Origin of the sequence: Rhodococcus sp. AD45-ID, assembly GCF_003023755.1 — a bacterium.
Lineage (GTDB): Bacteria > Actinomycetota > Actinomycetes > Mycobacteriales > Mycobacteriaceae > Rhodococcus_F > Rhodococcus_F globerula.
Genome location: NZ_PYHL01000001.1, coordinates 2716580 through 2739491, shown reverse-complemented (window position 1 = coordinate 2739491; position 22912 = coordinate 2716580). Strand labels below are relative to the sequence as shown.

Genomic DNA, 22912 nt, shown 5'->3' with positions numbered 1-22912 from the left:
CATAACCTCTGCTGATGGAAATGTTTGGTGGTCTGGGCGCATGGCCGGCGTAGCGAGTAGCCGAATTCAGCTTCGGCACCTGACCTGCTTTGTCGCCGTTGCGCAGGAGCGCAATCTCGGTCGGGCGGCACAGCGACTCCACCTGACGCAACCGGCGGTCACCAAGACGCTCAACGAACTCGAGCAGATGGCCGGGATGCGTCTCGTGGAGAGGGGCCGTCATGGTGCCCGTCTCACTCCGGCCGGCGAGTACTTTCTCGGCCACGCATCTGCGGCCGTCGACGCCATGACGTCGGCGGCACGGGCGTTGGTCGCCCCCGGCGTACCCAGTGTGCCGGTCCGCGTAGGTGCGCTTCCCACAGTCGCGAGTGTTTTACTACCGAAGGCGATTTCACAGCTGCACGAAACGTATCCGGAGTTGGGGGTACATGTTGTCACTGGAGTCAACGACGCACTTCTGGAAGGGATTCGCGCGGGCGACCTTGATTTGGTGGTGGGCAGAATGACGGATCCCGATGTCTTGCAGGGAATCGACTTCGAACTGCTCTACACCGAATCGCTGGCACTTGTCGTTCGCCCCGAACATCCTTTGACGGCGTTTGTGGAACCGGTGCCGATGCCGCGGGTACTCGAATTTCCATTGGTGGTGGCGACAACAGGGACGGTTCCGCGCCGACACACCGAAGTGTTTCTGCGCCGACATGGGCTCACCTTGCCGAGCGGTTGTGTTGAAACACTTGATGTATCGGTTGCACGTACTCTCGCCCGCCGCAGTGACTCGGTGTGGTTCACACCCGAGCGTGTGCCGCAGACCGACCTCGACGACGGAACGCTTGTGCGCTTGCCGCAGTCGGCCCCTGGTACAGCCGAGCCCGTCGGACTGTTCCGGCGGACGAGTGAGGTTGCTGCGGGCGTCGAGACTTTGGCTGGGATTCTCAGGCGGTTGGCTGCTGTGTGAAATCTTCCAAGCACAAATCCGATGGCTTCAGATCCAGTGCTCGGACGACGCCATGAGGCGATCCATCGTTGCTGCGGAGAAAGTGCTCGTGGGAACCGGTGGAGGCTTGCGGCCACGACGTGGAGCGACCAGTTCGGGGTACAGGGTGCGCGACACCTCACGAGCTGCGTCGAGCACCAATGGCGCTACCCGCTCGAGTTGAGCGGTCTGCGTATCGCTGCACAACGAGATGCTGCCGATCGGCCCTTCGTGCCCGCGAATAGCCGACGCGACGCACGCGACACCCGGTGTTGATTCGCCGCACTCGAAGGCCAAGCCTCGACGCTGCCGAATACGGCTCAGCTCTTGATGCAGAACTGCGATGTCCGTGATGGTGCTGTCGGTGCAGCGCGGGAGCGTCACACCGAACAGGGTGTCCACTTGTTCGGGAGCGATGCACGCCAGCATCGCTTTGCCGCCTGCCGTCGAATGTGCAAGGGCGCGACCGCCGACGCGCGAGGGTAGCGTCGTAGCGAAGCGTCCACCTACCTTGTCGAGGTAGACATTTTCGCAGTCGTCGAGAACTGACAGATGCACGACCATTCCGGTTTTCAGGTGCAGTTCGTGCAGCAGCGGTGCTGCGGCTGCACGCAGCTGGCCGTGGTCGCCGATGCCGCCGTCAAGTCCGAGTGCGCGTCGGCCGAGGCGGTAACCAATCGGCGCGTGAGCGACCCAGTCGAGCTTGACGAGCTGCTCGAGAATGCGGTGGACGGTCGATCGCGGCAACCGGGCGCGTCGCGCGGTTTCTTCGAGACTGAGGTGGGTTGCCCGTCCATCGAAGGCATCGAGAATGAGTGTCATCCGCTCGACCATCGACGGCGGTAAGTCTGTGGTGGACCGACCGCCGGCCGGTGGGGCAGAGGACTTCTTGTCGTTCATGTCGACAACGGCCATGGACGCCTTCCTTTCCGGGGTTTCCCGAGTGTCGCTTCAGTTGCCGTTGGAATCTGGCGTGTCCGTCAGGTGGTGACCCCTGTCACTTGCACTGTATAGTCCGATTGTACATTGATCAAGCGATCAAACAACCTGCATATGGCCCTTAAAGCCGAAGGGGTCATTCATGCAGCGTGCCCGCCGTACGCTGCCGACCCAGGAGATGCCCCATGCCCTGTGATGAAAATTCCCCGGTAGCGGTGCTCGATCGCGCCTCGATATTGCTCGAGGCTTTCGATGAGGACGAGCGACTGACTTTGTCGGACTTGTCGAGACGGACGGGGCTTCCCGCGTCGTCGACCCACCGCATGCTCGGACAACTCGTGCGTCTGACATGGCTTCAACGTGAGGGTCACACGTACCGGTTGGGTCGTAAGATATTCGAACTCGGTTCGCTTGCGTTGCATCATGATCGGCTTCACAGCGTGGCGCAGCCCGTCCTCTATCAACTGCACGCGACTACGGGTCTCGTGGTTCACCTCGCAGTCCCCGTCGGCGCTGACGTTCTCTATCTCGACAAAGTCGGTGGCTCCTTCGCCGTTCGGCTGCCCACCCGCGCCGGCGGGCGCCTTCCCGCGGCGTCGACGGCAATAGGCAAAACCTTGATGGCAGAGCTTGATCCGACCGCGGCGCTGACGCCGCCGCGTTCCACGCCGAACACGATAGTGGACCCAGTTCGACTGCGAAGGGAGTATGCCGACATTCGTAACCGCGGAATTGCCCACGATCGGAACGAGACGGTGCTCGGCGTATCGTGTGTCGGTGCCGCTATCATTAAGGGCCGCAGTCCGATTGGCGCGATCTCGGTAACCGGCCCTACCGGTACGTTCGACCCGATGGCTGCCTCAGTCCCTGTCCGCCTCGCGGTAGCAACGATCCGAAATCGACTGTCCGGAAACTGATGTTGCCGCACTCTGCTGGGGCAGGGCGCGGCAACTGTGAGCTCACGCGAATTTTACGTATCCGCGTCGACGCGTGCGAGATTTTCCTGCACCTCGGTGGACCAGTTCTCCAGAGCGCGAGTGGTGTCCACCTCGTACTCGTAGCGTGCGGTCATTTCGTCTGTGACGTCCTTGACGTCTACATAGAACTGCTGGTACCAGCGGCGAAGTTGGTAGACGGGCCCGTCCTCTTCGGTGAGGAGCGGATTTTCGATGCGGCTCTTGTGTTTCCAGATCTCGATATCCTGGAGGAACTGCGTCTCGAGACCCTCGGTGAACATCTGAGCGGTGGCTTCGGCCTGCTCGTCCGAGTTGCCCGGCGTGCGTTCGACACATGTGCCGTACTGCAGGACAAACGAATTGTCAGTGACAGGGTAGTGGCAGTTGATGACCTTTGCCTCCACCGTGGTGTCCCCGGAAATCGTCCACACCGTATCGAGCATGAAAGACGGACCGTAGTAGGCAGCTTCCGACACGGTCTCGGCATCTGGAAGGTCCATCTGTACACCGGTTTTGATGTCGTCCCGGCCTACCGAGCGCATGTGCTGTGCAGCGACCTGGCCTTCGAACACATTCTTGAAGTAGCCCGGCATCTGGAAATGAACGTAGAAGAAGTGAGCCATGTCGACAACGTTGTCGACGATCTCACGGCAGTGCGAGCCCTCCACGTGGAAGGTGCGCCACGACCACTCGCTCCACCGATCAGTACCCCACCCCTCGATCTCCGGAATCGTCACGTCCTCCGGCGGCGTGTTGCCCTCCGGGTCATGCCAGGTAAAGAGCATTCCGTTGCGTTCGAGTACATTCCACGATCGTGTGCGTGCTAGCGGAGGGACGCGCCGCGCGTAAGGAATGCCAGTGCAGCGCCCGTTCCCGCCCCACCGCCAATCGTGGAACGGGCAGGCGATGGAGTCGCCCTTGATCTGCCCCATCGCGAGGTTGCCGCCCATGTGTCGGCAGTATGCGTCAAGGATGTGCAACTCGTTCTCGGAGTCTGCGAACACCACCAAGTCGGTGCCGAAAGCCTTGATTTGGTGCGGCTTTCCGTCACGAAACGTCTCGGCCAGGCCGAGGCAGTGCCAGCCTCGCGCAAATCGAGTCGGGTTCTTGCCTGCCTCGATGACCCTGACCTCGGGTTCGGCGATGATGTCGGTCATGAATCCTCCAGTGTGTATTCAGCGATGATTCGATACGTGCGAAAGGCCCTCAGGGCGAGGAGATTCGCGAAGCTTGCCGTTCTCAATTGCAGCCTGGACAGCGTCGCTCAGCCCGCTGCACGATTGCACGAGTGATCCGGGTTGCAGGGTGTTGACCTGGACGTCGCGGTAAGGGCATCGCACGTTCTCTGCAGCCGGCCATTGGATACCGGTATGGATCGAGCTGTACTTCTCGACGAGGACTCGCTGGCCGCACGATGCGCAGTCGACAGGCGCCATGACACTTCCTTCCTATCGTTCTTCCTTGAACGTAGAAGGAATGATCGTCAGGCGACAGGCCAATTCCGTTGAACTGAAAAGTTACCGGACGAGGGCCTGGCCACCGTCCACGGGCAATGCATGGCCTGCGATGTAGTGCGAGGATGTAAGCGCCAGAATCGAGTAGCGGACCACTCGCCGAACACAGGTCGATACTGTAGGGGTTATTCGCTCGTTTCGGTGAGCGGTCGAATTCGACAGTCGAATACGCGAAACAGCATCAGGAGAACAGACGAAATGGAACCGCAGGAGCGACGACAGCAAATCCTCGATCGCGCCGGCGAGATATTCGCAATAAAAGGGATAGCCGCCACCACGATTCGGGAGATCGGCGACGCCGTGGGAGTGCGCTCGGGTGCGCTCTACCATTACTTCCCTTCCAAGGACGCGATAGTCGCAGAGATCATCAGGCTCTATCTCGAGGACCTGGTGGACAAAGTGCACGCAGTCACTGCCGTGGAGCCGACGAAACGCATCGAGGCGCTCTCCGAGATTGCTCTGCGCTGTTCGCATGAATACCTGCACGCAACGACCATGTGGCGTCGTGAGGGCGACTACATCCACGCAACAATTCTCGAGCAAGGCAACATTGGGGAGTTGTACGGCCAATTCGAGAGGGAGTGGTCGAACACTCTTGCAGCCGGCGTTGATCAGGGTATTTTTCGCGACGACGTTGATCTCGACGTCGTCGATCACATGCTTCGATATGCCATCTGGTCGTCGAGTGAGTGGCACACGCCGACCGAGGACAAATCTGTGGATTGGCTCGCCCACGAAGTGGTCAAGGTAATCCTCGGGGGTCTGCTACGCACCCCGAAGGTCTAGCTATGAGGGTCTATCGTGCCGCGATGCCCCGCTCTACGGCGTAGTTAGAGGCGTTGCGCTGAATGCGGATTCGGTGAGGTGATCCATGAGAATCACGATCAGCTGTCCAAGATCGTTGCGCGTCACATCAGTGAGGTCGAGTGAGTATTGGGCCGCGAGGCGGCGACCCCAGTCGTGGAAGAAGACTGGGTGGGCCGAGATTTTGCCGTCTCCTGCGCTGTCGACGGCTGCCAACCATTCTTCGATACTGGCGCTTTGCGATCTGGGCTCCCTCAGTGGTCTCTCGGAAGTCAATACTGTTGCCAACGTGCCTATTCCAGAGTTTGCGCATGCCGACTGGACTTCCGCGACGGACAGGGCTGGCACCAGTGGCATAGCTAGACGATGAGCGGTTCGTCTGGCAGCGGCTAGGTCTTCGCCACGGTCGACGTGCACACCGAGACGGGCGATCCACGGGAGGTGAGGATTGTTCTTGTCCTTGCAACGAATGTCGATGCAGAAGTATGCGTCGTCGGCCCCCGAGGGGTGCGGTAGATACGCAGTGATGGATGGCTGCCCGCCGGAGGTTGCACGTGTGTACATGTCGTACGGGGTGCGCGCAGCCAACTCCTGGGAAACTGCTCGCAGCGCGACGGTTACGATCGCTGAATCCATTTGGCCGAAACGGCCGTTCAGTTGCGACTTCCATGTCGCGAAGACAGTTGATGCCTCGGCGGCGAGGCCGCGAACTGTTGAGTTCGTAGACGAAGACCAGTAACCGAACAGGTCGGCGAGTCCGATGCGGGTCCACCCTTGCGGCACTGTTGAACCGTCGGTCTCCAAGTCCACCAGAAACTTACGGGCATTGTGTGTCTGTGCGAATTCCGCGTATCTGTCGAGCTGATCGCCGTGCTCAGTTGCCGAAACCTTCAATTCGAGAATCGCGATAGGACTTGCGGCGCCGTACAGCACTACATCCATGCGGCCTTTCCCGTGAGGAACTTCTACTCGGGCACTGACGACGTTTTCATCGAGTCCGAGCGCATTCTGTAATGGTGTCGCGTCGCGCTCCACCAAATATCCGATGAATGCACCGACATTAACCTCGGAACGAAGGAGACGTTGAAGAAACATTGATGCGTGGGTAGTCATAGCCAGCCTATTCCTGTCAGTTTGCAACCGATACCGTGTCCGTCATGAGTGCAATGTGGGGGATCCACAACGACGAGCCCAGCGTTGATCTGATTGCCGGGAAATTTATCAGTATCGGTTGGGACAGGGTCGGGAATCTGAGGCAGATCGGCGACGATCGTGGCACCATCAAGACTCTGCTTTCGGAGCAATACCCAGCAGGGAAAGCTGGGTCGTATCCAGTGCAGGCCGGGGTACTGGTGCGATTCGCTTTCGACATGGAAGTCGGCGACATCGTCATAGCGCCCCATAAGGACGATTCGACGATCAATATCGGCGTCATTGATGGTGACTACTATTTTGCTGTCGATGCGCCGACGCACCGCCACCGTCGGCCTGTGCGATGGCAGCGTATCGGGATTCCACGGTCGGAGTTCACTACGTCGGCGCTGTACGAGATCGGCTCGGCAGTAACGCTATTTCGGGTTAGGCGACACGATGCAGAATTTCGGACGTATCTCGAGACCGGCAGCGCGGAGGCAGTTACTGCGGTCGCCGAAGCAGAGGCGAATGCTGACGATATGGATGTTGCCGTCGACAGCGCAACCGAAGAACCGAATCCATCACGGCTTATGGAGTCGACTGCTGACTTCATCATCAACATGTTGAAAATCGACGTCAGCCATCGCGGTTTCGAGCATTTTGTCGCTGATCTGCTGACGGCGATGGGTTACCGCACTCGTGTTCTCCCGTATTCACGAGACGGGGGAATCGATATTGTCGCGCACCGTGACCCCTTGGGGCTGGAGCCTCCTCTGATCAAGGTGCAGTGCAAGCACACCGATAGAACCATGGGTCGTCCCGAAGTGCAGCAACTCATCGGCACCTTGTCCGCAGGGGAGGTGGGTTTGTTCGTGTCTCTGGGTTCGTACAGCGCCGACGCGCAGGCACTGGATCGGACTCGTGGCGACCTGCGGTTGATCGGCCGCAGCGAGATCGTGGAATGGATTCTCGATCACTACGATCTGCTGCCCGCCCACTGGCGCAGCAGGCTGCCGCTTAGGAAAGTGTTTGTCGTAGACAGAGACAGCGGATTCGACTGAACAATCATGTCCACCCCAATCCCAGGAAGGGGGTTAGATGTCGAAGATGAAGACCTACAACGATTTTGAATGGGTGATTGCGCCCGTGTCGTCGGCGGGGTCTCCGAAGAACTGATGCTGCCGCTGTCCGTTGGGCGTGAAGTGGTGACCCACGCTCGAGACATCGAAGCAGTCTCCTCGTTCAATGTCTGGCAAAACGGGGAGCGCTACTCGGCTACTTGGCCCAGCACTGCCGCTCCCATTCCGAGGGCGACTGCATCCTCGACGAGGGCTGCTCCCAGTGCCGGAACTCGCTTCGATGCCCACCCCCGGTACGCGTGGCCTGCATACGAGCCTGCCACCGCCGAGGCGGCGCCGATTGCGATGGCAGGGGCGACGGGTTCACTCTGGGCCCGAGCAATCGCGTAGGCGGCGGCGCCCCCGGCTGCAGCTCGTGCGGTCAAGGACGGAGGCGCGAGCCGAGATGGTGTCGTCGGGAGTTTGTCCATGACGAACTCGCCACCGATTGCAACGACGGATCCACCGATCGACAGTCGTTCGTAGCGTGTGCCCCGGAATCTGAGCACCAGGAACGTGGTGATCCCGACTGCGCTGCGAAACCCGCTGGCCTTGCCGATTGCGGCGTAGAGAACTGCAGATCGAATGTTCATGAAGTTTAGTATGTCCGTTTTTGCTCTTCGGTGGAGCCAACTTCGAACTTCGCACGATGATCGATGAACGGCCTATTCATCAGCTGCATCGGTCGCGTCGAGTAGTGCGACGAGGGCTCGATGGAGTTCTGCGATTTCGCGGCCGCCCTCACCTCCGAGAGCATGTGTGTTCTTGTGGTCCAGCTGGCGAACGATCTCTTTGGCTTGCAAGGCAGTTCGGTGACCCTCTTCGGTGAGATCGAGACGAACAGCGCGCGCATCGCGGGTATCGCGTTCGCTCGAGACGAAGCCGCTGCGCTCCAGCGCGCGTACCAGTTTGGAGATGTAAATCGGTTGCAGTCCAGTCTGTTCGGCGAGTTCGCGTTGGCTCGGTCTTTCGCCCGCACAGACAAGGCTGTGAAGGGGCGCGAGTACCGAGTATTGAGCGTGCGTGAGGCCGAGATGGGTGAGCGCACGGTCGACTCCCGCGCGCCAGCGCAGGCTCAGGTGCCAGACGAGTGCTCCGGTTGTCCATGATTCGCGGTCTTGCATGAAAATAGAGTACATGGCTACTATTTGAAAATAGAGTACATGGAAACTATTTTGAGGAGACGTCATGCCCATCACGCCTGTGCTCGACTCGAACATGGCTCATCGGGAATCGGGTGACGGTCCGCCGTTCGTGCTGCTGCACGGTAATCCCACGTCGTCGTACCTGTGGCGGAATATTCTGCCGTCGGTTAGTGCCCTCGGCCGCGCTCTCGCCCCCGACCTCATCGGGATGGGAGAGTCCGGTAAACCCGCGATCGACTATGGCTTCGTAGACACCGCCCGCTACCTCGACGCCTGGTTCGACGCCTTGGAACTCGACGATGTTGTGCTCATCGGACACGACTGGGGCGGGGCACTGGCATTCGACTGGGCTGCGCGGCATCCCGATCGCGTCCGCGGGGTCGCCTTCCTCGAGACGATCCTCCGTCCGATGACGTGGGCCGAACATTTTCCGGGTGACGCCAGGGCGCGAGTCGAGGCATTGCGCACTCCCGGAACAGGTGAGGCGAAGGTGCTCGAACAGAACTTCTTTCTCGAGGTTGCCCTCGACAAGACCGTGCTCAGCGGACTCTCGGACGGCGATGCGGCCTCGTATCGTGCTCCGTACCCCACATCCGAGAGTCGCCGGCCACTGCTTGCCTGGCCGCGGGCATTCCCCATCGAAGGCACCCCGGCGGACGTGCACACGCGGGTGGCGTCGTATGGAGAGTGGCTTGCGGGTAGCAGCGATGTGCCGAAACTCCTGATGACGTTCAACGGCCCGTCTGAACTCCTCATGATCGGCGACGATGAGATCGAATGGGGTCGATCGAATATCGCCCACCTCGATGTCATGGAATGCGGCCGCGCCGGCCACCTCGCACCCGAGGATCGGCCCGACGCCATTGCGTCCGCAATCGTCGAGTGGACCAGGCGCCACCGCCTGGATTGCTGAGGGGAAACGGATCCGATGTTTGGCTCTCGTGGTCGGGGTACTCGCTAGTGTATGCGGCTCGGTGTTCTCGACGTCGGTTCGAACTCAGCGCAACTGCAGATCGTGGAAGCGACTGCAGGGGCGCCGCCACTGCCGCTGCATGCACTTAAGGCGGCAACAGGTTTGGCTGAGTCGATCGATGCCAGCCAGTGTCTGGACGGCAACGGAATCGAGCGGGTATGCGAGGCGGTGACGCAATCGCTGGAGGCTGCGCGGCACTACGAGGTTGATCAGATCTATCTCTTTGTCACTGCCGCGATCCGCGATGCGGCGAACCGGGAGGAAGTTCTGGATCGTGTGGCCGCGGAGTGTGGATTACGTCCACAATTTCTTACCGGCCTGCAGGAAGCACGTTTGACGTATTTTGCCGTGCACCGCTGGTATGGCTGGTGCGCCGGCAGATTGCTGGACATCGATATCGGCGGCACGACAATGGAAATCACGCTGGGGCGCGATGCCGCTCCGGAGTTGGCGGTCTCACTTCCACTCGGCGCTGGGCGATTGACTCGCACCTTCTTCGATACGGATCCGCCGTCGGTTAAGCAGGTCAAAGAACTGCGTCGGTACGTACGTTCGTCCCTGCGTGAGACAGCGGATCGCCTTCTCTGGGAAGGGAAACCGCAGCGAGTTGTCGGCACGTCGAAGACCTTCAAGCAATTGGCACGACTGGCCGGAGCGCCGGCCCAGCGAAAGGGGCCATTTGTGCGACGCACATTGTCGCGCAAGGATCTTCACGGATGGGTTGCACGGATGGCCACTATGACCACCGATCGTCGTGCCAAACTGCAGGGCGTGGCGCGATCGCGCGCTCACCAGATTCTTGCAGGCGCGATCGTGGCCGATGAGACGCTCTACGCCCTCGATGTCGATTCGATCGATGTGAGCCCATGGGCCCTACGCGAAGGTGTCATCCTTCAGCATCTCTCCGCGGTACCCGATCCTCAGAACGATCTTCCACTCCAAGTGCTGTCTCCGGAGGTGCACGTGGACAAGGCGGTAGTCACGCCATTGCCGATCACCGAATCGTCACACGACCGCACTCGTTGACCAGGCGATCACGAATCGCGAATCGAGGAGAAGAAGACATGAACAAGACCATTGCATCCGTCGCGATCGCCTGCGCTGTTGTCTCTGCCGTCGCGTGCGGTAGTGACGATACCGACCAATCCACTAGTGACGGTAATGATTACGCTACGCAGCAAACCACCAGATCGCCGGCGCAGAGAACAGATGAGAGTGAGCCGACGGCGTCACCGACTGATCTGGGAATGATCGATCAAGCAAAACTTGCCTCGTTTGTTTTCGCTTTTCGAGCCGGCTACTCGGAACTGACGCAAGATCGTGACGACAGCAGCATCGAGCTCATCGTTCTCCAGTCCTGCGACGACATTGCGAACGGAGTGGACGAGCAGCAGGTCACGGATGAAATCCGAACGCTCGCTGCACACAACGGCAATGAACCCACTCAGGATCAAGCAGAACGGATCTACGACATGGTCACCCCCGCCTGCCCGGGATGACCTGGTGCGACGCCTCCTCGCGGTTCGAAGTCAGGAATCCGCGCACCCGAGACCGTATACGGCATAGGCTGCTCGGATAACTGGTTGTGCAACATTGCGCACCCTCACCCCGCCAGGGGTTGTGCCACGCTCGGTTCCGGCGTGAGCGTGCCCGTGGAGTGCCAGATCGAGTTGAAACTCGTCGATAGGTTCGCCGAGGAGATACGACCCGAGGAAGGGGTAGATCTCGGGCGGTTCACCGTGCAGGGTGTCGCTGATCGGCGAGTAGTGCAGTAGTGCGACGCGGATATCTGCCTGGAGCGAAGACACCGCCGATCGGAAGCGTTCGGCGACGTCGACAGTATGGCCGGCGAACTCCTTCATTTGTGGTTCTCCGAACACGCTGGCGCATTTACCTGCGAATCCACCACCAAATCCTTTGGTGCCTGCAATCCCCAATGTTTGTCCGGCAATGTCGATGGTGACAGATTCGCCTTCCAGAACAGAAATCCCTTGCGCGGTAAGCGTATTCGTAATGTCTGAGACGGCATTGCTGTGGTAGTCGTGATTTCCGAGCACGGCGATTACCGGGATTCCCAGGTCTGCGAACTCGTCGGCAACAACCTTCGCCTCATCCCGGCCTCCGTGCCGGGTGAGATCGCCGGCTAGCAACAAGACGTCCGCATGGGTGGATACCATGTCGAGTGCAGGCCGCAACTCGCCGTGTGAATCTGCGCCGAGATGCACATCGCCGACCGCGGCGACCCGGATCACTGTAAGTCCTCGTAATCAGATTGTGGTTCAGCAGAACTCACGACATGGATGTCGTTGCAGACGGTAATGTCGGGGGCCAACTCCGTGACTACCGATTCTAGTTCCCGCTTTCGGGTGAGACTGTTCACCTCACCGCTGAGGTAGATCTTCGATCCTCGGATCGTCACCCGCACACCGAGTTCCGATGTTCGTGGATCTTCGGCGAAAGCTCGTCTGATGTGTGCCACCAGGTATTGCGGAAGTTGCTCTTCTGCCTTCATCCTCCCTGCCTCCATTCGCTTGCCTATTTTGTCGAAGCAATCTCGAGATCGTCGAGGAGCCCAAGAAAGGCCCGCGCATACGGCGAGGCTCGTGTCTGGTCGACAACTTCCGGCCAGTCGACTTGCTCTCGTAAATCTCGCGCGATCTGGAGCATGGGAACGAAGTCGCAACGATGAGCATCGAGGACGTTCAGTTTGTCGATCATCAAGTCCGTCGCGCCGACGACGGGTGCGACAGCGGAACCGACCCGCATAGACGTTGCCCGGTCCAGGAACTCGTCGGTGATGTCGCGCCCTGAGGCAGAGAAAATAAGGTCGACGAGTACGTCGCTGTCGTACACCTTTGCCAGCCAATCCTCGGGCGGGTTAACCGGTTTCATTCCGGTCTCGCGTAGTGCGTGCAATGCCGGAGTCACGTCCTGCTTGCGCAGGAAGATATCGACATCGTGCCCCGATGGTGGTCCGCCGCGTGCATACACGGCACAACCGCCCGCAACAGCAAATCGAATTTCAGCTCTTGCCAGTGTGTTCACCGCTCGCGTCATAGTCTGCAACAGATCGTCCATGCTGGACCTGTCGTGGGTGGAGACGGGGGGAGGCGGATGCCGGGGTGGTCGTGTCGTCATTTTCAGGAGGTACCCGATCTCCTTCCGGCGAACCGTGTGGGCTCGAGTTCGCCGACGAAATCGACCGACCGGATCGAATGCGTTCTCGGAGTTCTCACCGCGCGGACAGTGGGTCGAAATCGCTCGGTTCCTCGACCGTTGGTGTGAAAGCGATTTGGTCCCAGCGTTACTGGGGGTGAGGCTTCCATAGAGGATACGTCGGACCGAGTCTGGGTACCACGATCAGACATGCCGTCGAGAGCACTGACGGCTTCTGACGAAGGAGACGCTCATGGCTACATGCGAAACGTGCGGTAACGAGTACGACAAGACGTTTACAGTCACGCGTGGCGAACGCACTGCCACCTTCGACAGCTTCGAATGCGCCGCCCAGGCAATGGCGCCACAGTGCGCGCACTGTGGGTGTCGCATTCTCGGACATGGAATCGAAGCGGAAGACACGATGTACTGCTGCGCTCATTGTGCTCGTCAAGAAGGTCACAACAAGGCAGCAGACCGCGTAGGTGCCTGAATCGACACGCTAGGCAGAGAGCGCCTCGATCAGCTTCGAGCAAAAGGCCGGGAGGTCGTCGGGTTTCCGGCTTGACACAAGGGTGTTCGGTCCGTTCGTGCACACAACTACGTCGTGGTCGACCCAACTGCCGCCGGCATTCGTGATGTCGGTGCGCAGGCTGGGCCACGACGTGAGCGTCCGACCATTCACTACGTCGGCCTCGACGAGCGTCCACGGTCCGTGGCAGATTACAGCGACAGGTTTTCCGTCATCGAAGAAACTGCGGACGAACGCAACAGCCTCTTTGTTCATGCGGAGGAAGTCCGGGTTTGCGACTCCTCCAGGTAGTACGAGGGCGTCGTAGTCCGATGTCGACGCTGATTCGACTACATCGTCGACGTCGAAAACATCGCCTCGGTCCAGATGATTGAATGCCTGGATTGTTCCCTGCTCGAGTGAAATAAGCGAAGGCTCAGCATGTTCCGAACGAACTGCATCCCAGGGATCTGTCAGTTCAACTTGCTCGACGCCTTCGGGGGCTGCCAGGAAGGCAACCCGCTTTCCTTTCAGCAACTCACTCATTGCTCTCACTTCCTCCGTTCATACTTCGAGCTCAGCGTGATGATGTACCTTCGCTGTCGTCGAAGAAGGACCATTCGTCTCCTCCGTGTCCTACCTCCATGCGCCTGTATGTGTCCATTGTGTACACGATCCGTATACCCCGCTGTGCGCCTTTATTAACCGCGGGCGGTTGATAAAGGCGCACAGCAGATTAGGCCTCCGGGATCTCGCGGCCGTAGTTCTCGAGTGTGATGCTGTCGGGATCGGGTCCACCGCGTACGCCGGTGTCGAGGGCGTCGATCGCAGCAAGCTGGTCGCTGGTGAGATCGAAGTCGAAGACGTCGAAGTTCTCGGCGATGCGGGTTGGCTTTGTCGACTTCGGGATAGCGGAGCGACCTTGTTGCAGATGCCACCGCAGCATTACCTGGGCTGCCGACTTACCATGCTGCGCAGCGATATCGAGCAAAGTCGGATCGTCAAAGGTGCTCTTCTCGCCGCCGCCGTAGGAGGTGATGCCGCCGATCGGCGACCAGGCCTGCGTCACGATGCCGTGCTCGGCGTGGAGGCGCTGCAGTTCCTTCTGCTGGAAGTACGGGTGAAGTTCGATCTGATTCACGGCTGGTACGACGGTTGTCTCGGCCAAGAGTCGGTCGAGGTGTGCGGGCATGAAATTGCTGACTCCGATGGCCCGGACCTTGCCGTCGGCGAGTAGCTTCTCCAGCGCCCGGTAGGCGTCGAGGGTCAGGTCGAAACGGTTGGACAGCGGCTGGTGCAAGATAAGAAGGTCGAGTTGGTCGACGGCGAGCTTGCCCGTCGCCTTGTCGAACGCGTGCAGGGTGGTCTCGAAACCGTAGTCGCTGATCCAGACCTTGGTTTCGATGAACACCTCGTCGGAGTTGACATCTGAACGCTCGATACCTTCACCGACCTCACGTTCGTTGAAGTACGCGGCGGCAGTATCGATGTGCCGGTAGCCGGTACGCAGGGCCGACTCGACCGCGGAAATCGTGACGTCCGGTGGGGTCTGGAAAACGCCCAGCCCGATGGCCGGCATTTCCACGCCATTGTTGAGAGTGATCGTATTTTCGGTCATGCTTTTCACCGTAGGGATGTTCGGGCGGGTATGACAGGTACTGTCATTATCCCCCAGCAGCGGCATACGGGGATTTCACTGCGGCCGGCGCCCTCGATCTGCCTCGCACCTGGACAGTCAATATTAGGCTGCAGGAATCGTCGCGATGAAATGCGTTGGTGCACGCTTAAATAGGAGCAGTGCGTCACATGATGCAGCACAGGCGAAACGCAAGGAGTTGGTATGACGACGATTGTGAAAGTGGAAGACGTCGAAGTTATGGATCGCGGAGGGTCCGTGAAAACGGTGCCACTGGTGACCAAGTCCTCCAGCGACGGAGAGGCACTGATCACGTCGGGTATGAGTGTTTATCCAGTGGGTGGTGGCGCTCCGAAGCACTCGCACAACTGCGACGAGCAGGTGACGCTTCTGGAAGGCCAGGGAGAGGTTGAGGTCGACGGAGTAGTGACTCCGTTGGTTCCTTACGACACGACGTACATTCCGAGTCCGAAGGTGCATGCGTTTCGCAATACGGGGGACAAGCCCATGCGAATCCTCTGGGTTTACACCGCATCTCGCGTAACACGAACTTTCTTCGATACGGGTATCGAAGTCGAGCATCTGTCGGCCGAAGATCAAATGGGGACATAACTTCGGTGCCCGATATTCTACAGTTTGCGCTAGTGAACAAGTGAAACAGAAAGTCCGGCAGTTGATGACAACTGCCGGACTTCCTGATTCGCTGTTGGACGCGTCAGCGCGCCGCAACCGTGGGAGAGGTAATGCTGTACGTTTCCGCGGCTGTCTTCAGCTCATTCCAGAGTGGTTCAGGGACCGGAATGCCGTCTCGGCTACGGTCGGCGAACGTCTCGGCTCCACGCTGTCCGGGCAGAATGACACGCTCGTAACCCTCTGCTACGGGAAGAGATCGGATGGTCTCGATGGTCGCATCGACGTCGGAGCTGAAGGTGTTCACCGCCACGGCCGCGTTGGGATCGATCGCGATGATTGCGGCGTTCTGCCGGTGCTTCTTGCCACCCGGAACGCCGGAATGGAAGTTGGGCAAGATGGGCTCACCGACGAGCGCGCTGGTCAGCAACTCGAACATCAAGGACATGCCGGAACCCTTGGCTCCGCCCACGGGAAGTGGAATCTTGGCCAGAGCAGGGTCGGTAGTGGGAACTCCTTCGGATGTGGTCGCGGCACCGACCGGGAGGTCTTTGCCGGCCTTCTTGAATTGCGCAATCTTGCCGAGTGCGATTACCGCAGTGGCCATGTCGAGCACAACCGTCGGATACTTACCGGTGCCCGGAACGGCAATGGAGAGCGGACTGGTTGCGACAGATGCGCCTGCCGCGCCTTCGTAACCCATGTTGGGCATGCCTGCGACGAGACCCATGCCGATCAGACCGCTTTCAGCAATTCGATTGGTGTAGTAGCCAAGTGCGCCGGTGTGGACCGTTCGACGCACGTTCACCCAGCCGACGCCGAATTGTGCAGCCTGAGCAATCGCTATGTCGGCAGCACGGGTGAGGGCAACGGGGCCAGCCGCCCGATCGGCGTCAACCACTGCCAGAGCGCCCTTTTCGTTGTGGACGACAATATTCGGCTCGGCGTTCGCCTCTCCGGTCCCGAACAATTCGAGGTATCGCGGAACGCGCGCGATTCCGTGGGAATCCACGCCCCTCAGATTTGCCCAGACCAGTACCTCGGCGATGGTGCCGGCATCGTCAGCTGAAACACCACGGGATTGGAAAAGATCTCGGACATAGTCCCGGAGTGCTGCGGGATCGATCTTTATCGGGCTTGGCATGTCTGGCCTCTCTTCGCGGAGTTGTTCTGTTGTACTGCAGTCGATTTACGGCTACTTGCCCGAAGCCTGCAGCGACCCCTGTGTCGCCGGCTCGGAGATGGGCCAGTCGAGGCATTCTGCGATACCGCGACCCATGATCCACTCGAGTTCCTGCTCGGTGAAATCGAAATGCTCGGTGAACTGCTCGACCGTGTCCGTCCACGTCAACCCGTGACCGAGCAAACGCGTGATGTCGGTACCGAAGAAACAACGCTCCGGACCCATCGCGTCCACCATCTCCCGAACGTACTTCGCGATATTGAGATTCGGGAACGGCTCGGTCGAATACCCCGGAATCGCCGACACCTTCACAAAGATATTCGGGTGCACATGCAGATCCGCGGTCTCCTTGACCCAGTACCCGATCGCGTCGTCGACACACCGAGCCATGATGCCCATGTGGTCGATGATGATCTTGAGCTCGGGATGCTTGCCCGCGATCTCACCGAGCTCCGCCTTCCACACCGGAGCATGCACCATAGTCTTGATACCCAACTCCTCCGCCAGAGGCCAGTACCAGTCGTTGGTGCCGTCGATCATCCAGTTACGGTCCTGCGGACGGTGGAACGTCAACCGCGTCCCCTTCACATGCGGATTCTGCGCAAAATCCTTCATCATCGCCGCACCCTCGACGGGCTTGTTCTGCGGGATACGAGCCATGATGCCGAACCGATCCGGATGTGCCTCACACGCCTCCAGCGCGTAATCGATGCGGTCACCTTCCCAGGACGGCGGCAAGATCAGTGCACGATCGACACCGGCCTCGTCCATCAACCCGAGAGCTTCCTCGTAGCTGAACGACTCCTCCCGATGACCGTTCAAACGGATACGCTCACGCGCACCCGGAAGCCACGGACGATCCGGAGCTTCGTCTTTCCAGATATGGATTTGCGAATCGACAATGAACATGGATCCTCTATTCTCCCGATGTGCGGGTGTCTGTGAAAACTTGGCCGCAGGTAGGACTGGGCTTCTGTGCAGAGACCGGGTGGTGACGGCGAACCGTTAGGTGTGCCAGGGGTGTTAGCCGGAAACTGTTTCGTGACGCTATCTTCCGCAAGTACATTCAATCCAGTGGCACGGACGCATCATTAGTTGAACGAATTTCGCGTGGTGTCGTCGGGAGCGTTTGCGACTGCCGGGAAAACTATGACGGTCGTCACTTTATGCAAGCATAGGTTTCGCGTATGACTGTGGACCCACACAATGCTGCTCGATTAGTTTGACGGAGATGGGTCAGGTCGAGGCGGCTGCATCCCCCTCGGGTTGTCCCTCAGCGGCTCTCGGCCGCTTTCGCCTACCGAGAAGAGGACGAGCATGACTGCCGGCGCGCTTGCTCACAGCATTCCCCAGGTTTGGCTTGCGCGTGCGCGTCCCGTATCGACGCTGAGTGAGAAGAATGCAATCGCATGAAATTAGCTGCAGCCCAGTAATATTCGCAACCTCCGAGTTAGACCTAGAAAGGACCATGATGTTCCGAAAGACACGACTCGCGATGCTTGGCGCAGTGTGTTCCCTTGCTCTGGCGCTGTCGGCATGCGGAGGTGGCGCCGCTGGTTCCTCGTCCTCGGCAAACTCCGGCCCGTCAGGTGATCCCGTTACGGGCGGTACCGTCCGCGCGGTGATGTTGAGCGAGCCTCGCAACCTCGACCCCGCGATTCTTCAGAATAATCTGCAGGGTCAAGGCATGCTCGGGAACTCGCTGTACGGAACGCTGATGTATGGCAACGAGCAGACCGACGAGACCATGTACTCGATGGCTGAGAACTTTTCGACCGGCGATGGTGGCAAGACCTTCGTGCTCGAGCTTCGTGACAGCCTTACATTTTCCGACGGGACCCCGCTGGGGTCGGATGCAGTGAAATACAACTGGGATCGGCTCAAGGACAAGTCACTCGGTTCCAACTCCACCCCTGACGCTGCGCTGGTCGAGTCGACGGAGGTTGTTGACGGGAAAACTCTGAAAGTTACTTTGACGCAGCCGACTCCGGCCTATGCAAATCAGGTTTCGCGCACAGCGATGAACTGGATTGCATCCCCGGCTGCACTGGCACAAGGGGCGCAGGCCTTCGACGCGAATCCGATCGGAGCAGGTCCGTTCACCCTGAAGAACTGGACCCGTTCGGGGAAGATCGAACTGGTCAAGAACCCGGGATACTGGGACGCACCGAGGCCGTATCTGGACGGAATCACGCTCACCTCGTCGGCAGATGAAGAGCAGCGACTGAATTCGGTGGTGAGCAGTGGAGCCGATCTGGTGCAGGCCGCCGATTGGTCGGTTGTGAAAAAGGCGTCGACTGCCGGGTTCCAGGTTCAGTCGATGCCGATGGCCGGCGGGACATTCCTCGCGCTGAATACGACACGAGCTCCGTTCGACGATGTTCGGATGCGTCAAGCGGTCAGTGCGGCAATCGACCTGGAGGGGCTGGAGCTCGCAGTGGGGAAGGGTTCAGGCATTATTGCCGACACGTTGTTCCCGGAGGAAAACCAGTTCTACACGGACACACCCTTGCATACCTACGACAAGGCCAAGGCACAGGACCTTTTTGATCAGTTCGCCGCTGAAGGCCACCCCCTGACCTTCACGTTCACGGCGTTCCCTGGACAGGAATTGGTTGCCCAGGCGGTTCAGGCCCAGCTCAGTCAGTACGACAACGTCGACGTTTCGGTCAATCGCGTGGACTGGGCAGAGTCGGGCCGTATATACGGGGAGAAGGGCTACGACATGATGGTGGCAGCATCGAACTTCATTGATCCCGAGCCGTCGTTGTTCCGGTCGTTCTACAGCACTTCGCCTCGAAACTCGTCGGGTATCAAGGATGATCAGCTCGACACGGCGCTTGTCGCAGGACGCACGGGCGCGTCTGCCGAGGATCGCAAAGCGGCCTATGAAGCAGTGTCGGAGCGCCTTGCCGAGATCGCGCCGGCCATCTTCTACTTGCGCACATCGCAGACTGCGATCGCATCCGAGGATGTCGGGGGGATCCAGATGTACGGTGAAGGTTCCCTGCTGACGGCTGGGCTGTGGCTCGCTGATCAGTAGCCACAAGCAGTAGTTCGAGACACGGTTTCTTGTTCTTCAGGCCTTGCCGGGCGTGAACATCCCCGAGCTGCGGGGCGCATTGTCGCTGAGGGACGATGCGCCCCGCTTTTTGTGGAACTGATCAAGGCCTCGGACGAATTGCCAAGATGGTCCGAATATTGATGTGAAACAACTATTTACGGTGTCAACAGCCGCACCCTGTACGCGTGTGAGCGCAGGATTGCTGCAATAGATGGCGACCGATTTCGAACGCTTTAGTTGAGTGGAATAGGGCTGGTTCGACGGCGCAGCTGATGTCACAGTGTATTTGCGTCCACTGACGTAATCCACATCACATGAACGTATCGGCGTCATATTGATGATCACTATTACCCAGGAGGTTTCTCATGCGTCTCATGCCACTAACCGATCTCAACGAACGTCAAGCCGAGATCAGTGCACGGATCGCCGGTCGCCGCGGTGCTGTCCGAGGGCCGTTCCTCATCTGGCTGCGCAGCCCCGAGCTGTGTGAGAAGGTCGAGGCCTTGGGTGCGTACTGCCGGTTCGAGTCGAGTCTGCCCTTGCGCTTGCGGGAGCTGAGCTTGCTGATCGCCGCACGATTCTTTGATGCGCAGTACTCGTGGAATGCTCACGTGGACAAGGCGGTTGAGTCCGGCGTCTCGCGTGAGAGTATCGAACGACTGGCCCGTCGCGAGGAGCCTGCTTTCGAGTCCGAGGACGAGCAGATTCTGTATCGATTCTCTCAGGAGATTCTCGGCAACCATTTCGTCTCGGACGAAGTATTCGCGGAAGCGCTGAATGCCTTCGGCGACAACGGACTTGTCGATATCATCGGCAGTCTCGGAAACTTCTCCATGTTGGCGATGCTTCTCAATACCTTCGAGGTCGATCTGCAACCTGACCGCACCTCGCCCTACCCGGACATCGAAGGCTATCGCCGCGTCGAGGTTCCGGCGGCCGCAAACGCGGGCTCGGCCTAATCTTCGAGACCTCCTCGGGAAGGTAAGCGGCGAGACACCTTCAGCGAATGCGTGGTGCTCTCGCCCACCTCCGATGCGACGGTCGAAAGGTGAATGATGATTCGAAATAGAGGATCGATGGCGTACTTATGACTGGCTCCTCGCCGTGCAATACCGCAATTTCGGGCAATCGCATGCGTGGCGTCGTGCTGATCGACATCGAGCGAGACCGGTTCTCGGCTGACGGACGAGCTATGGCTCACGAAATGACATCGCGAACATCCCGAGAGTTCGACACTCGGGTAGGTCGTCGCAGGTTGGTAAGGAGAGAAGTCCAATGAAGCTCTTGGCGAGAAGGATTGGCCGAAGTCTGCTCGTGATGCTCCTCGTCACTATGGCTGTGGTTGCGGTAATGGGCATCACGCCAGGTTCTGTAGCGCAGGTGATCCTGGGCGAGAACGCCACGCCAGACGCCATCGCCTCACTGAACAGCAAGCTCGGTCTCGATGTGCCCCTGTGGCAGCAGTACGTGAACTGGTTAGGTGATGCGCTCCACGGGGATCTTGGCACATCACCTCTCACCGGTCAGTCGGTCAGCTCGGCAATTCTCGACCGGCTGCCGGTCACCCTGGAGCTGGCGGCACTGGGATTGGGCATTGCGCTCGTCGTATCAGTTCTATTTGCAGTGCTCTGCGCGTCGTTTCCCGGAAGTGGACTTGATCGCGGTCTGAACGCGCTGTCGTCCGTATTCCTCTCTGTACCAGCATTTATTGCGGGCCCGGTGTTGATCTTCTTCTTCGCGATTCAGCTTGGCCTGTTTCCCGTCATGGGGTGGACACCGATCAGCGAGGGTCTCGGGCCCAACCTGAGATCCGCGTTCTTGCCGGCGATGGCTATTGCTCTGACAGAAATTGCCGCGTTCCATCGGTTGCTGCGCTCCGACTTGATCAGCACTCTGTCGGAGGATTTCATCGCTGCGGCGCGGGCCAGAGGCATGAGCGCCAAATATGTGATGTTCCGTCACGCGCTACGGCCGTCGTCGTTCTCGCTGATTACCGTTCTCGGTATCAATCTCGGAAGGCTGATCGGAGGCACAGTCGTTGTGGAAACACTGTTTTCGCTTCCAGGTCTTGGTCAACTCGCAGCGTCGTCGATGGTCTCGCGTGACGTGATCATGGTGCAGGGCGTGGTGGCATTCATCGCCGTTGTCTACGTGCTTGTCAATACCTTGGTCGATCTCAGCTATGGAGTAATCGATCCACGGGTGCGAAGAGGAGTCAAAGTATGATCGTCACGAATCCGGTGCACGATGTTCCGGTCAAGAGGCCAGTCGAAGCTCTAGTGGAAGATAGTCGGCATCTCCCTCACGTACCGGAAGCGAAGAAGTCGCGATCGATACTGGTCGGGTTGTCGTTCTTCTGGATTGGGCTGATCCTGCTGCTGGCAGTGTTCGCGGGAATCCTACCGATCGCGCCGTACGAGCAGCCGATAGGTCTTCCTCGACAAGGCATGGACTTCGCGTCGCTGGATACCTTCCTGGGTACAGACGCATTGGGCCGGTCCATGTTGTCGCGAGTGATTCACGGCGCACAGGTATCTCTGCTTGTCGCCACCATTGCGGGACTGCTGAGTTTTGTCATCGGCGGTTTGATCGGTCTCCTGGCCGGCTACTTCGGCAAGTGGAGCGACGCTATTGTCACACTGCTGGCCGACGTGATGCTGGCATTCCCAGGCCTCATTCTCCTGCTGGCTCTGACGACGATCATGACGCCCAGTGTCACGATTCTGATTATCGGCCTTGGAATTACGGGTATTCCGACGTTCCTACGGCTCGCGCGAGCGAACACGCTGACGTGGTCCGCGAGGGAGTTCGTCCGGGCTGCACTGAACATGGGCGCAGGCAACGGCCGCATCCTGTTCAAGGAGATTCTTCCCAATGTCCTGCCACCCCTGGCGGCGTACCTGCCGATCGTGATGGCGACCATGATCGTGGCGGAAGGCTCGCTCAGCTTCTTGGGCTTGGGTATTCCGCCGCCGACGCCGTCATGGGGCGGAATGATCAACGACGGCAAGGATTCCATCGCCGACAATCCACATTTGGTTTTCATCCCCGCCACGGTGATCTTCTTCACCGTCTTCGCACTGAATCAGATCGGCGACTACCTGCGGCATCGCTTTGACCGATCCATGCAGAGCTGATCGAAGCGTCCTGTCCCGCATTTCATCTGAGAGGTT

The 22912-nt window shown here is 59.3% G+C and carries 26 protein-coding genes and 1 pseudogene; 14 read left to right on the top strand and 13 right to left on the bottom strand.

The genetic code is table 11. From position 1 onward, the window contains the following. Positions 1-40 precede the first annotated feature (40 nt). A complete protein-coding gene (locus C7T36_RS12590; protein WP_045065773.1) occupies positions 41-958 on the top strand; it encodes a LysR substrate-binding domain-containing protein in 918 nt (305 codons plus the stop codon). A 27-nt stretch (positions 959-985) separates the two neighbouring features. Here C7T36_RS12590 and C7T36_RS12585 read toward each other — a convergent pair whose 3' ends face one another. Beyond that, positions 986-1891 (bottom strand): IclR family transcriptional regulator, encoded by a 906-nt coding sequence (locus C7T36_RS12585; protein ID WP_045065772.1) that lies wholly within the window; start codon positions 1889-1891, stop codon positions 986-988. Positions 1892-2100: 209 nt separating this feature from the next. Between C7T36_RS12585 and C7T36_RS12580 the strand changes: the two genes are divergently transcribed. After that, entirely contained in the window at positions 2101-2832 is a 732-nt protein-coding gene (locus C7T36_RS12580; RefSeq protein ID WP_045065771.1) for an IclR family transcriptional regulator, read from the top strand. Positions 2833-2885: 53 nt separating this feature from the next. Here the strand turns inward: C7T36_RS12580 and C7T36_RS12575 are convergent, their stop codons facing one another. Both C7T36_RS12575 and C7T36_RS12570 read right to left on the bottom strand, forming a co-directional pair. Further along, entirely contained in the window at positions 2886-4028 is a 1143-nt protein-coding gene (locus tag C7T36_RS12575; protein ID WP_045065770.1) for a Rieske 2Fe-2S domain-containing protein, read from the bottom strand. Positions 4029-4046: 18 nt separating this feature from the next. Continuing rightward, complete coding sequence (locus tag C7T36_RS12570; RefSeq protein WP_045065768.1) at positions 4047-4307, bottom strand: hypothetical protein; 261 nt, start codon at positions 4305-4307, stop codon at positions 4047-4049. Between the two features lie 276 nt (positions 4308-4583). On the opposite strand from C7T36_RS12570, the gene C7T36_RS12565 reads away from it, so the two are divergent. Beyond that, the gene (locus C7T36_RS12565) at positions 4584-5171 is read left to right on the top strand and encodes a TetR/AcrR family transcriptional regulator (RefSeq protein WP_033233769.1); all 588 of its coding nucleotides are present in this window, start codon (positions 4584-4586) and stop codon (positions 5169-5171) included. A 33-nt stretch (positions 5172-5204) separates the two neighbouring features. Here the strand turns inward: C7T36_RS12565 and C7T36_RS12560 are convergent, their stop codons facing one another. After that, the gene (locus tag C7T36_RS12560; RefSeq protein ID WP_045065767.1) at positions 5205-6284 is read right to left on the bottom strand and encodes a PD-(D/E)XK nuclease family protein; all 1080 of its coding nucleotides are present in this window, start codon (positions 6282-6284) and stop codon (positions 5205-5207) included. Positions 6285-6346: 62 nt separating this feature from the next. Here C7T36_RS12560 and C7T36_RS12555 point away from each other — a divergent pair, with 62 nt between their 5' ends. Continuing rightward, positions 6347-7384, top strand: coding sequence for a restriction endonuclease (locus C7T36_RS12555; protein WP_033233767.1), 1038 nt, complete (start codon positions 6347-6349; stop codon positions 7382-7384). A gap of 69 nt (positions 7385-7453) precedes the next feature. Next, a pseudogene (locus tag C7T36_RS30775) lies at positions 7454-7543 on the top strand (hypothetical protein); the annotation flags it as partial. 47 nt (positions 7544-7590) lie between these two features. On the opposite strand, the gene C7T36_RS12550 reads toward C7T36_RS30775, so the two are convergent. Continuing rightward, a complete protein-coding gene (locus C7T36_RS12550) occupies positions 7591-8034 on the bottom strand; it encodes a hypothetical protein (RefSeq protein WP_045065765.1) in 444 nt (147 codons plus the stop codon). A gap of 72 nt (positions 8035-8106) precedes the next feature. Next, positions 8107-8565 (bottom strand): MarR family winged helix-turn-helix transcriptional regulator, encoded by a 459-nt coding sequence (locus C7T36_RS12545; RefSeq protein WP_045065763.1) that lies wholly within the window; start codon positions 8563-8565, stop codon positions 8107-8109. Between the two features lie 64 nt (positions 8566-8629). On the opposite strand from C7T36_RS12545, the gene C7T36_RS12540 reads away from it, so the two are divergent. From C7T36_RS12540 to C7T36_RS12530, 3 genes are read left to right on the top strand one after another with little or no spacing between them, the layout of a single operon-like run. Next, positions 8630-9499 (top strand): haloalkane dehalogenase, encoded by an 870-nt coding sequence (locus C7T36_RS12540; RefSeq protein ID WP_045065760.1) that lies wholly within the window; start codon positions 8630-8632, stop codon positions 9497-9499. Between the two features lie 51 nt (positions 9500-9550). Continuing rightward, positions 9551-10585, top strand: coding sequence for a Ppx/GppA phosphatase family protein (locus C7T36_RS12535; RefSeq protein WP_045065758.1), 1035 nt, complete (start codon positions 9551-9553; stop codon positions 10583-10585). A 38-nt stretch (positions 10586-10623) separates the two neighbouring features. Then, positions 10624-11058 (top strand): hypothetical protein, encoded by a 435-nt coding sequence (locus C7T36_RS12530; protein ID WP_045065755.1) that lies wholly within the window; start codon positions 10624-10626, stop codon positions 11056-11058. 30 nt (positions 11059-11088) lie between these two features. On the opposite strand, the gene C7T36_RS12525 is transcribed toward C7T36_RS12530, so the two are convergent. Genes C7T36_RS12525 through C7T36_RS12515 form a run of 3 tightly spaced genes read right to left on the bottom strand, consistent with a single transcriptional unit; the run spans position 11089 to position 12637 of the window. Continuing rightward, complete coding sequence (locus C7T36_RS12525; protein WP_204368958.1) at positions 11089-11811, bottom strand: metallophosphoesterase; 723 nt, start codon at positions 11809-11811, stop codon at positions 11089-11091. Continuing rightward, a complete protein-coding gene (locus C7T36_RS30545) occupies positions 11808-12071 on the bottom strand; it encodes a BON domain-containing protein (protein ID WP_045065752.1) in 264 nt (87 codons plus the stop codon). Before C7T36_RS30545 ends, C7T36_RS12525 begins: the two co-directional genes overlap by 4 nt. A gap of 23 nt (positions 12072-12094) precedes the next feature. Further along, complete coding sequence (locus C7T36_RS12515; protein ID WP_233365555.1) at positions 12095-12637, bottom strand: nucleotidyltransferase; 543 nt, start codon at positions 12635-12637, stop codon at positions 12095-12097. A gap of 331 nt (positions 12638-12968) precedes the next feature. Between C7T36_RS12515 and C7T36_RS30540 the strand changes: the two genes are divergently transcribed. After that, on the top strand, positions 12969-13208 hold the full coding sequence (locus C7T36_RS30540; RefSeq protein WP_084702548.1) for a hypothetical protein: 240 nt from the start codon (positions 12969-12971) through the stop codon (positions 13206-13208). Positions 13209-13217: 9 nt separating this feature from the next. On the opposite strand, the gene C7T36_RS12505 is transcribed toward C7T36_RS30540, so the two are convergent. After that, complete coding sequence (locus C7T36_RS12505) at positions 13218-13772, bottom strand: type 1 glutamine amidotransferase domain-containing protein (RefSeq protein WP_045065749.1); 555 nt, start codon at positions 13770-13772, stop codon at positions 13218-13220. Positions 13773-13962: 190 nt separating this feature from the next. Further along, positions 13963-14844, bottom strand: a complete 882-nt coding sequence (locus tag C7T36_RS12500) for an aldo/keto reductase (RefSeq protein WP_045065747.1) — start codon at positions 14842-14844, stop codon at positions 13963-13965. A gap of 222 nt (positions 14845-15066) precedes the next feature. Here C7T36_RS12500 and C7T36_RS12495 point away from each other — a divergent pair, with 222 nt between their 5' ends. Continuing rightward, positions 15067-15474 carry a cupin domain-containing protein gene (locus C7T36_RS12495; RefSeq protein ID WP_045065744.1) on the top strand — a complete coding sequence of 136 codons (408 nt, stop codon included), beginning with the start codon at positions 15067-15069 and terminating at the stop codon, positions 15472-15474. A 103-nt stretch (positions 15475-15577) separates the two neighbouring features. On the opposite strand, the gene C7T36_RS12490 is transcribed toward C7T36_RS12495, so the two are convergent. Next, the gene (locus C7T36_RS12490) at positions 15578-16636 is read right to left on the bottom strand and encodes an Ldh family oxidoreductase (protein WP_045065741.1); all 1059 of its coding nucleotides are present in this window, start codon (positions 16634-16636) and stop codon (positions 15578-15580) included. 51 nt (positions 16637-16687) lie between these two features. Next, positions 16688-17584 carry an amidohydrolase gene (locus tag C7T36_RS12485; RefSeq protein ID WP_045065739.1) on the bottom strand — a complete coding sequence of 299 codons (897 nt, stop codon included), beginning with the start codon at positions 17582-17584 and terminating at the stop codon, positions 16688-16690. A 562-nt stretch (positions 17585-18146) separates the two neighbouring features. Here C7T36_RS12485 and C7T36_RS12480 point away from each other — a divergent pair. The 4 genes from C7T36_RS12480 (at position 18147) to C7T36_RS12460 (ending at position 22876) form a co-directional block, all read left to right on the top strand. Continuing rightward, positions 18147-19718, top strand: a complete 1572-nt coding sequence (locus C7T36_RS12480) for an ABC transporter substrate-binding protein (RefSeq protein ID WP_045066795.1) — start codon at positions 18147-18149, stop codon at positions 19716-19718. Between the two features lie 395 nt (positions 19719-20113). Beyond that, positions 20114-20698 carry a carboxymuconolactone decarboxylase family protein gene (locus C7T36_RS12475; protein WP_239654656.1) on the top strand — a complete coding sequence of 195 codons (585 nt, stop codon included), beginning with the start codon at positions 20114-20116 and terminating at the stop codon, positions 20696-20698. Positions 20699-21014: 316 nt separating this feature from the next. After that, entirely contained in the window at positions 21015-21965 is a 951-nt protein-coding gene (locus C7T36_RS12465) for an ABC transporter permease (protein WP_045065732.1), read from the top strand. Further along, positions 21962-22876 (top strand): ABC transporter permease, encoded by a 915-nt coding sequence (locus C7T36_RS12460; RefSeq protein WP_052683426.1) that lies wholly within the window; start codon positions 21962-21964, stop codon positions 22874-22876. Before C7T36_RS12465 ends, C7T36_RS12460 begins: the two co-directional genes overlap by 4 nt. The last annotated feature ends 36 nt before the right edge of the window (positions 22877-22912 follow it).

Excerpts from the sequence above, each read along its gene's own strand:
- C7T36_RS12465 (WP_045065732.1), top strand. The coding sequence starts at position 21,015 with ATGAAGCTCTTGGCGAGAAGGATTGGCCGAAGTCTGCTCGTGATGCTC.
- C7T36_RS12545 (WP_045065763.1), bottom strand. The coding sequence starts at position 8,565 with ATGCAAGACCGCGAATCATGGACAACCGGAGCACTCGTCTGGCACCTG.
- C7T36_RS12570 (WP_045065768.1), bottom strand. The coding sequence starts at position 4,307 with ATGGCGCCTGTCGACTGCGCATCGTGCGGCCAGCGAGTCCTCGTCGAG.
- C7T36_RS12460 (WP_052683426.1), top strand. The coding sequence starts at position 21,962 with ATGATCGTCACGAATCCGGTGCACGATGTTCCGGTCAAGAGGCCAGTC.
- C7T36_RS12500 (WP_045065747.1), bottom strand. The coding sequence starts at position 14,844 with ATGACCGAAAATACGATCACTCTCAACAATGGCGTGGAAATGCCGGCC.
- C7T36_RS12555 (WP_033233767.1), top strand. The coding sequence starts at position 6,347 with ATGAGTGCAATGTGGGGGATCCACAACGACGAGCCCAGCGTTGATCTG.
- C7T36_RS12490 (WP_045065741.1), bottom strand. The coding sequence starts at position 16,636 with ATGCCAAGCCCGATAAAGATCGATCCCGCAGCACTCCGGGACTATGTC.
- C7T36_RS12515 (WP_233365555.1), bottom strand. The coding sequence starts at position 12,637 with ATGGACGATCTGTTGCAGACTATGACGCGAGCGGTGAACACACTGGCA.
- C7T36_RS12495 (WP_045065744.1), top strand. The coding sequence starts at position 15,067 with ATGACGACGATTGTGAAAGTGGAAGACGTCGAAGTTATGGATCGCGGA.
- C7T36_RS30545 (WP_045065752.1), bottom strand. The coding sequence starts at position 12,071 with ATGAAGGCAGAAGAGCAACTTCCGCAATACCTGGTGGCACACATCAGA.
- C7T36_RS12590 (WP_045065773.1), top strand. The coding sequence starts at position 41 with ATGGCCGGCGTAGCGAGTAGCCGAATTCAGCTTCGGCACCTGACCTGC.
- C7T36_RS12475 (WP_239654656.1), top strand. The coding sequence starts at position 20,114 with ATGCCACTAACCGATCTCAACGAACGTCAAGCCGAGATCAGTGCACGG.
- C7T36_RS12560 (WP_045065767.1), bottom strand. The coding sequence starts at position 6,284 with ATGTTTCTTCAACGTCTCCTTCGTTCCGAGGTTAATGTCGGTGCATTC.
- C7T36_RS12565 (WP_033233769.1), top strand. The coding sequence starts at position 4,584 with ATGGAACCGCAGGAGCGACGACAGCAAATCCTCGATCGCGCCGGCGAG.
- C7T36_RS12585 (WP_045065772.1), bottom strand. The coding sequence starts at position 1,891 with ATGGCCGTTGTCGACATGAACGACAAGAAGTCCTCTGCCCCACCGGCC.
- C7T36_RS12480 (WP_045066795.1), top strand. The coding sequence starts at position 18,147 with ATGTTCCGAAAGACACGACTCGCGATGCTTGGCGCAGTGTGTTCCCTT.
- C7T36_RS12580 (WP_045065771.1), top strand. The coding sequence starts at position 2,101 with ATGCCCTGTGATGAAAATTCCCCGGTAGCGGTGCTCGATCGCGCCTCG.
- C7T36_RS12550 (WP_045065765.1), bottom strand. The coding sequence starts at position 8,034 with ATGAACATTCGATCTGCAGTTCTCTACGCCGCAATCGGCAAGGCCAGC.
- C7T36_RS12505 (WP_045065749.1), bottom strand. The coding sequence starts at position 13,772 with ATGAGTGAGTTGCTGAAAGGAAAGCGGGTTGCCTTCCTGGCAGCCCCC.
- C7T36_RS12485 (WP_045065739.1), bottom strand. The coding sequence starts at position 17,584 with ATGTTCATTGTCGATTCGCAAATCCATATCTGGAAAGACGAAGCTCCG.
- C7T36_RS12540 (WP_045065760.1), top strand. The coding sequence starts at position 8,630 with ATGCCCATCACGCCTGTGCTCGACTCGAACATGGCTCATCGGGAATCG.
- C7T36_RS12530 (WP_045065755.1), top strand. The coding sequence starts at position 10,624 with ATGAACAAGACCATTGCATCCGTCGCGATCGCCTGCGCTGTTGTCTCT.
- C7T36_RS12575 (WP_045065770.1), bottom strand. The coding sequence starts at position 4,028 with ATGACCGACATCATCGCCGAACCCGAGGTCAGGGTCATCGAGGCAGGC.
- C7T36_RS12535 (WP_045065758.1), top strand. The coding sequence starts at position 9,551 with ATGCGGCTCGGTGTTCTCGACGTCGGTTCGAACTCAGCGCAACTGCAG.
- C7T36_RS30540 (WP_084702548.1), top strand. The coding sequence starts at position 12,969 with ATGGCTACATGCGAAACGTGCGGTAACGAGTACGACAAGACGTTTACA.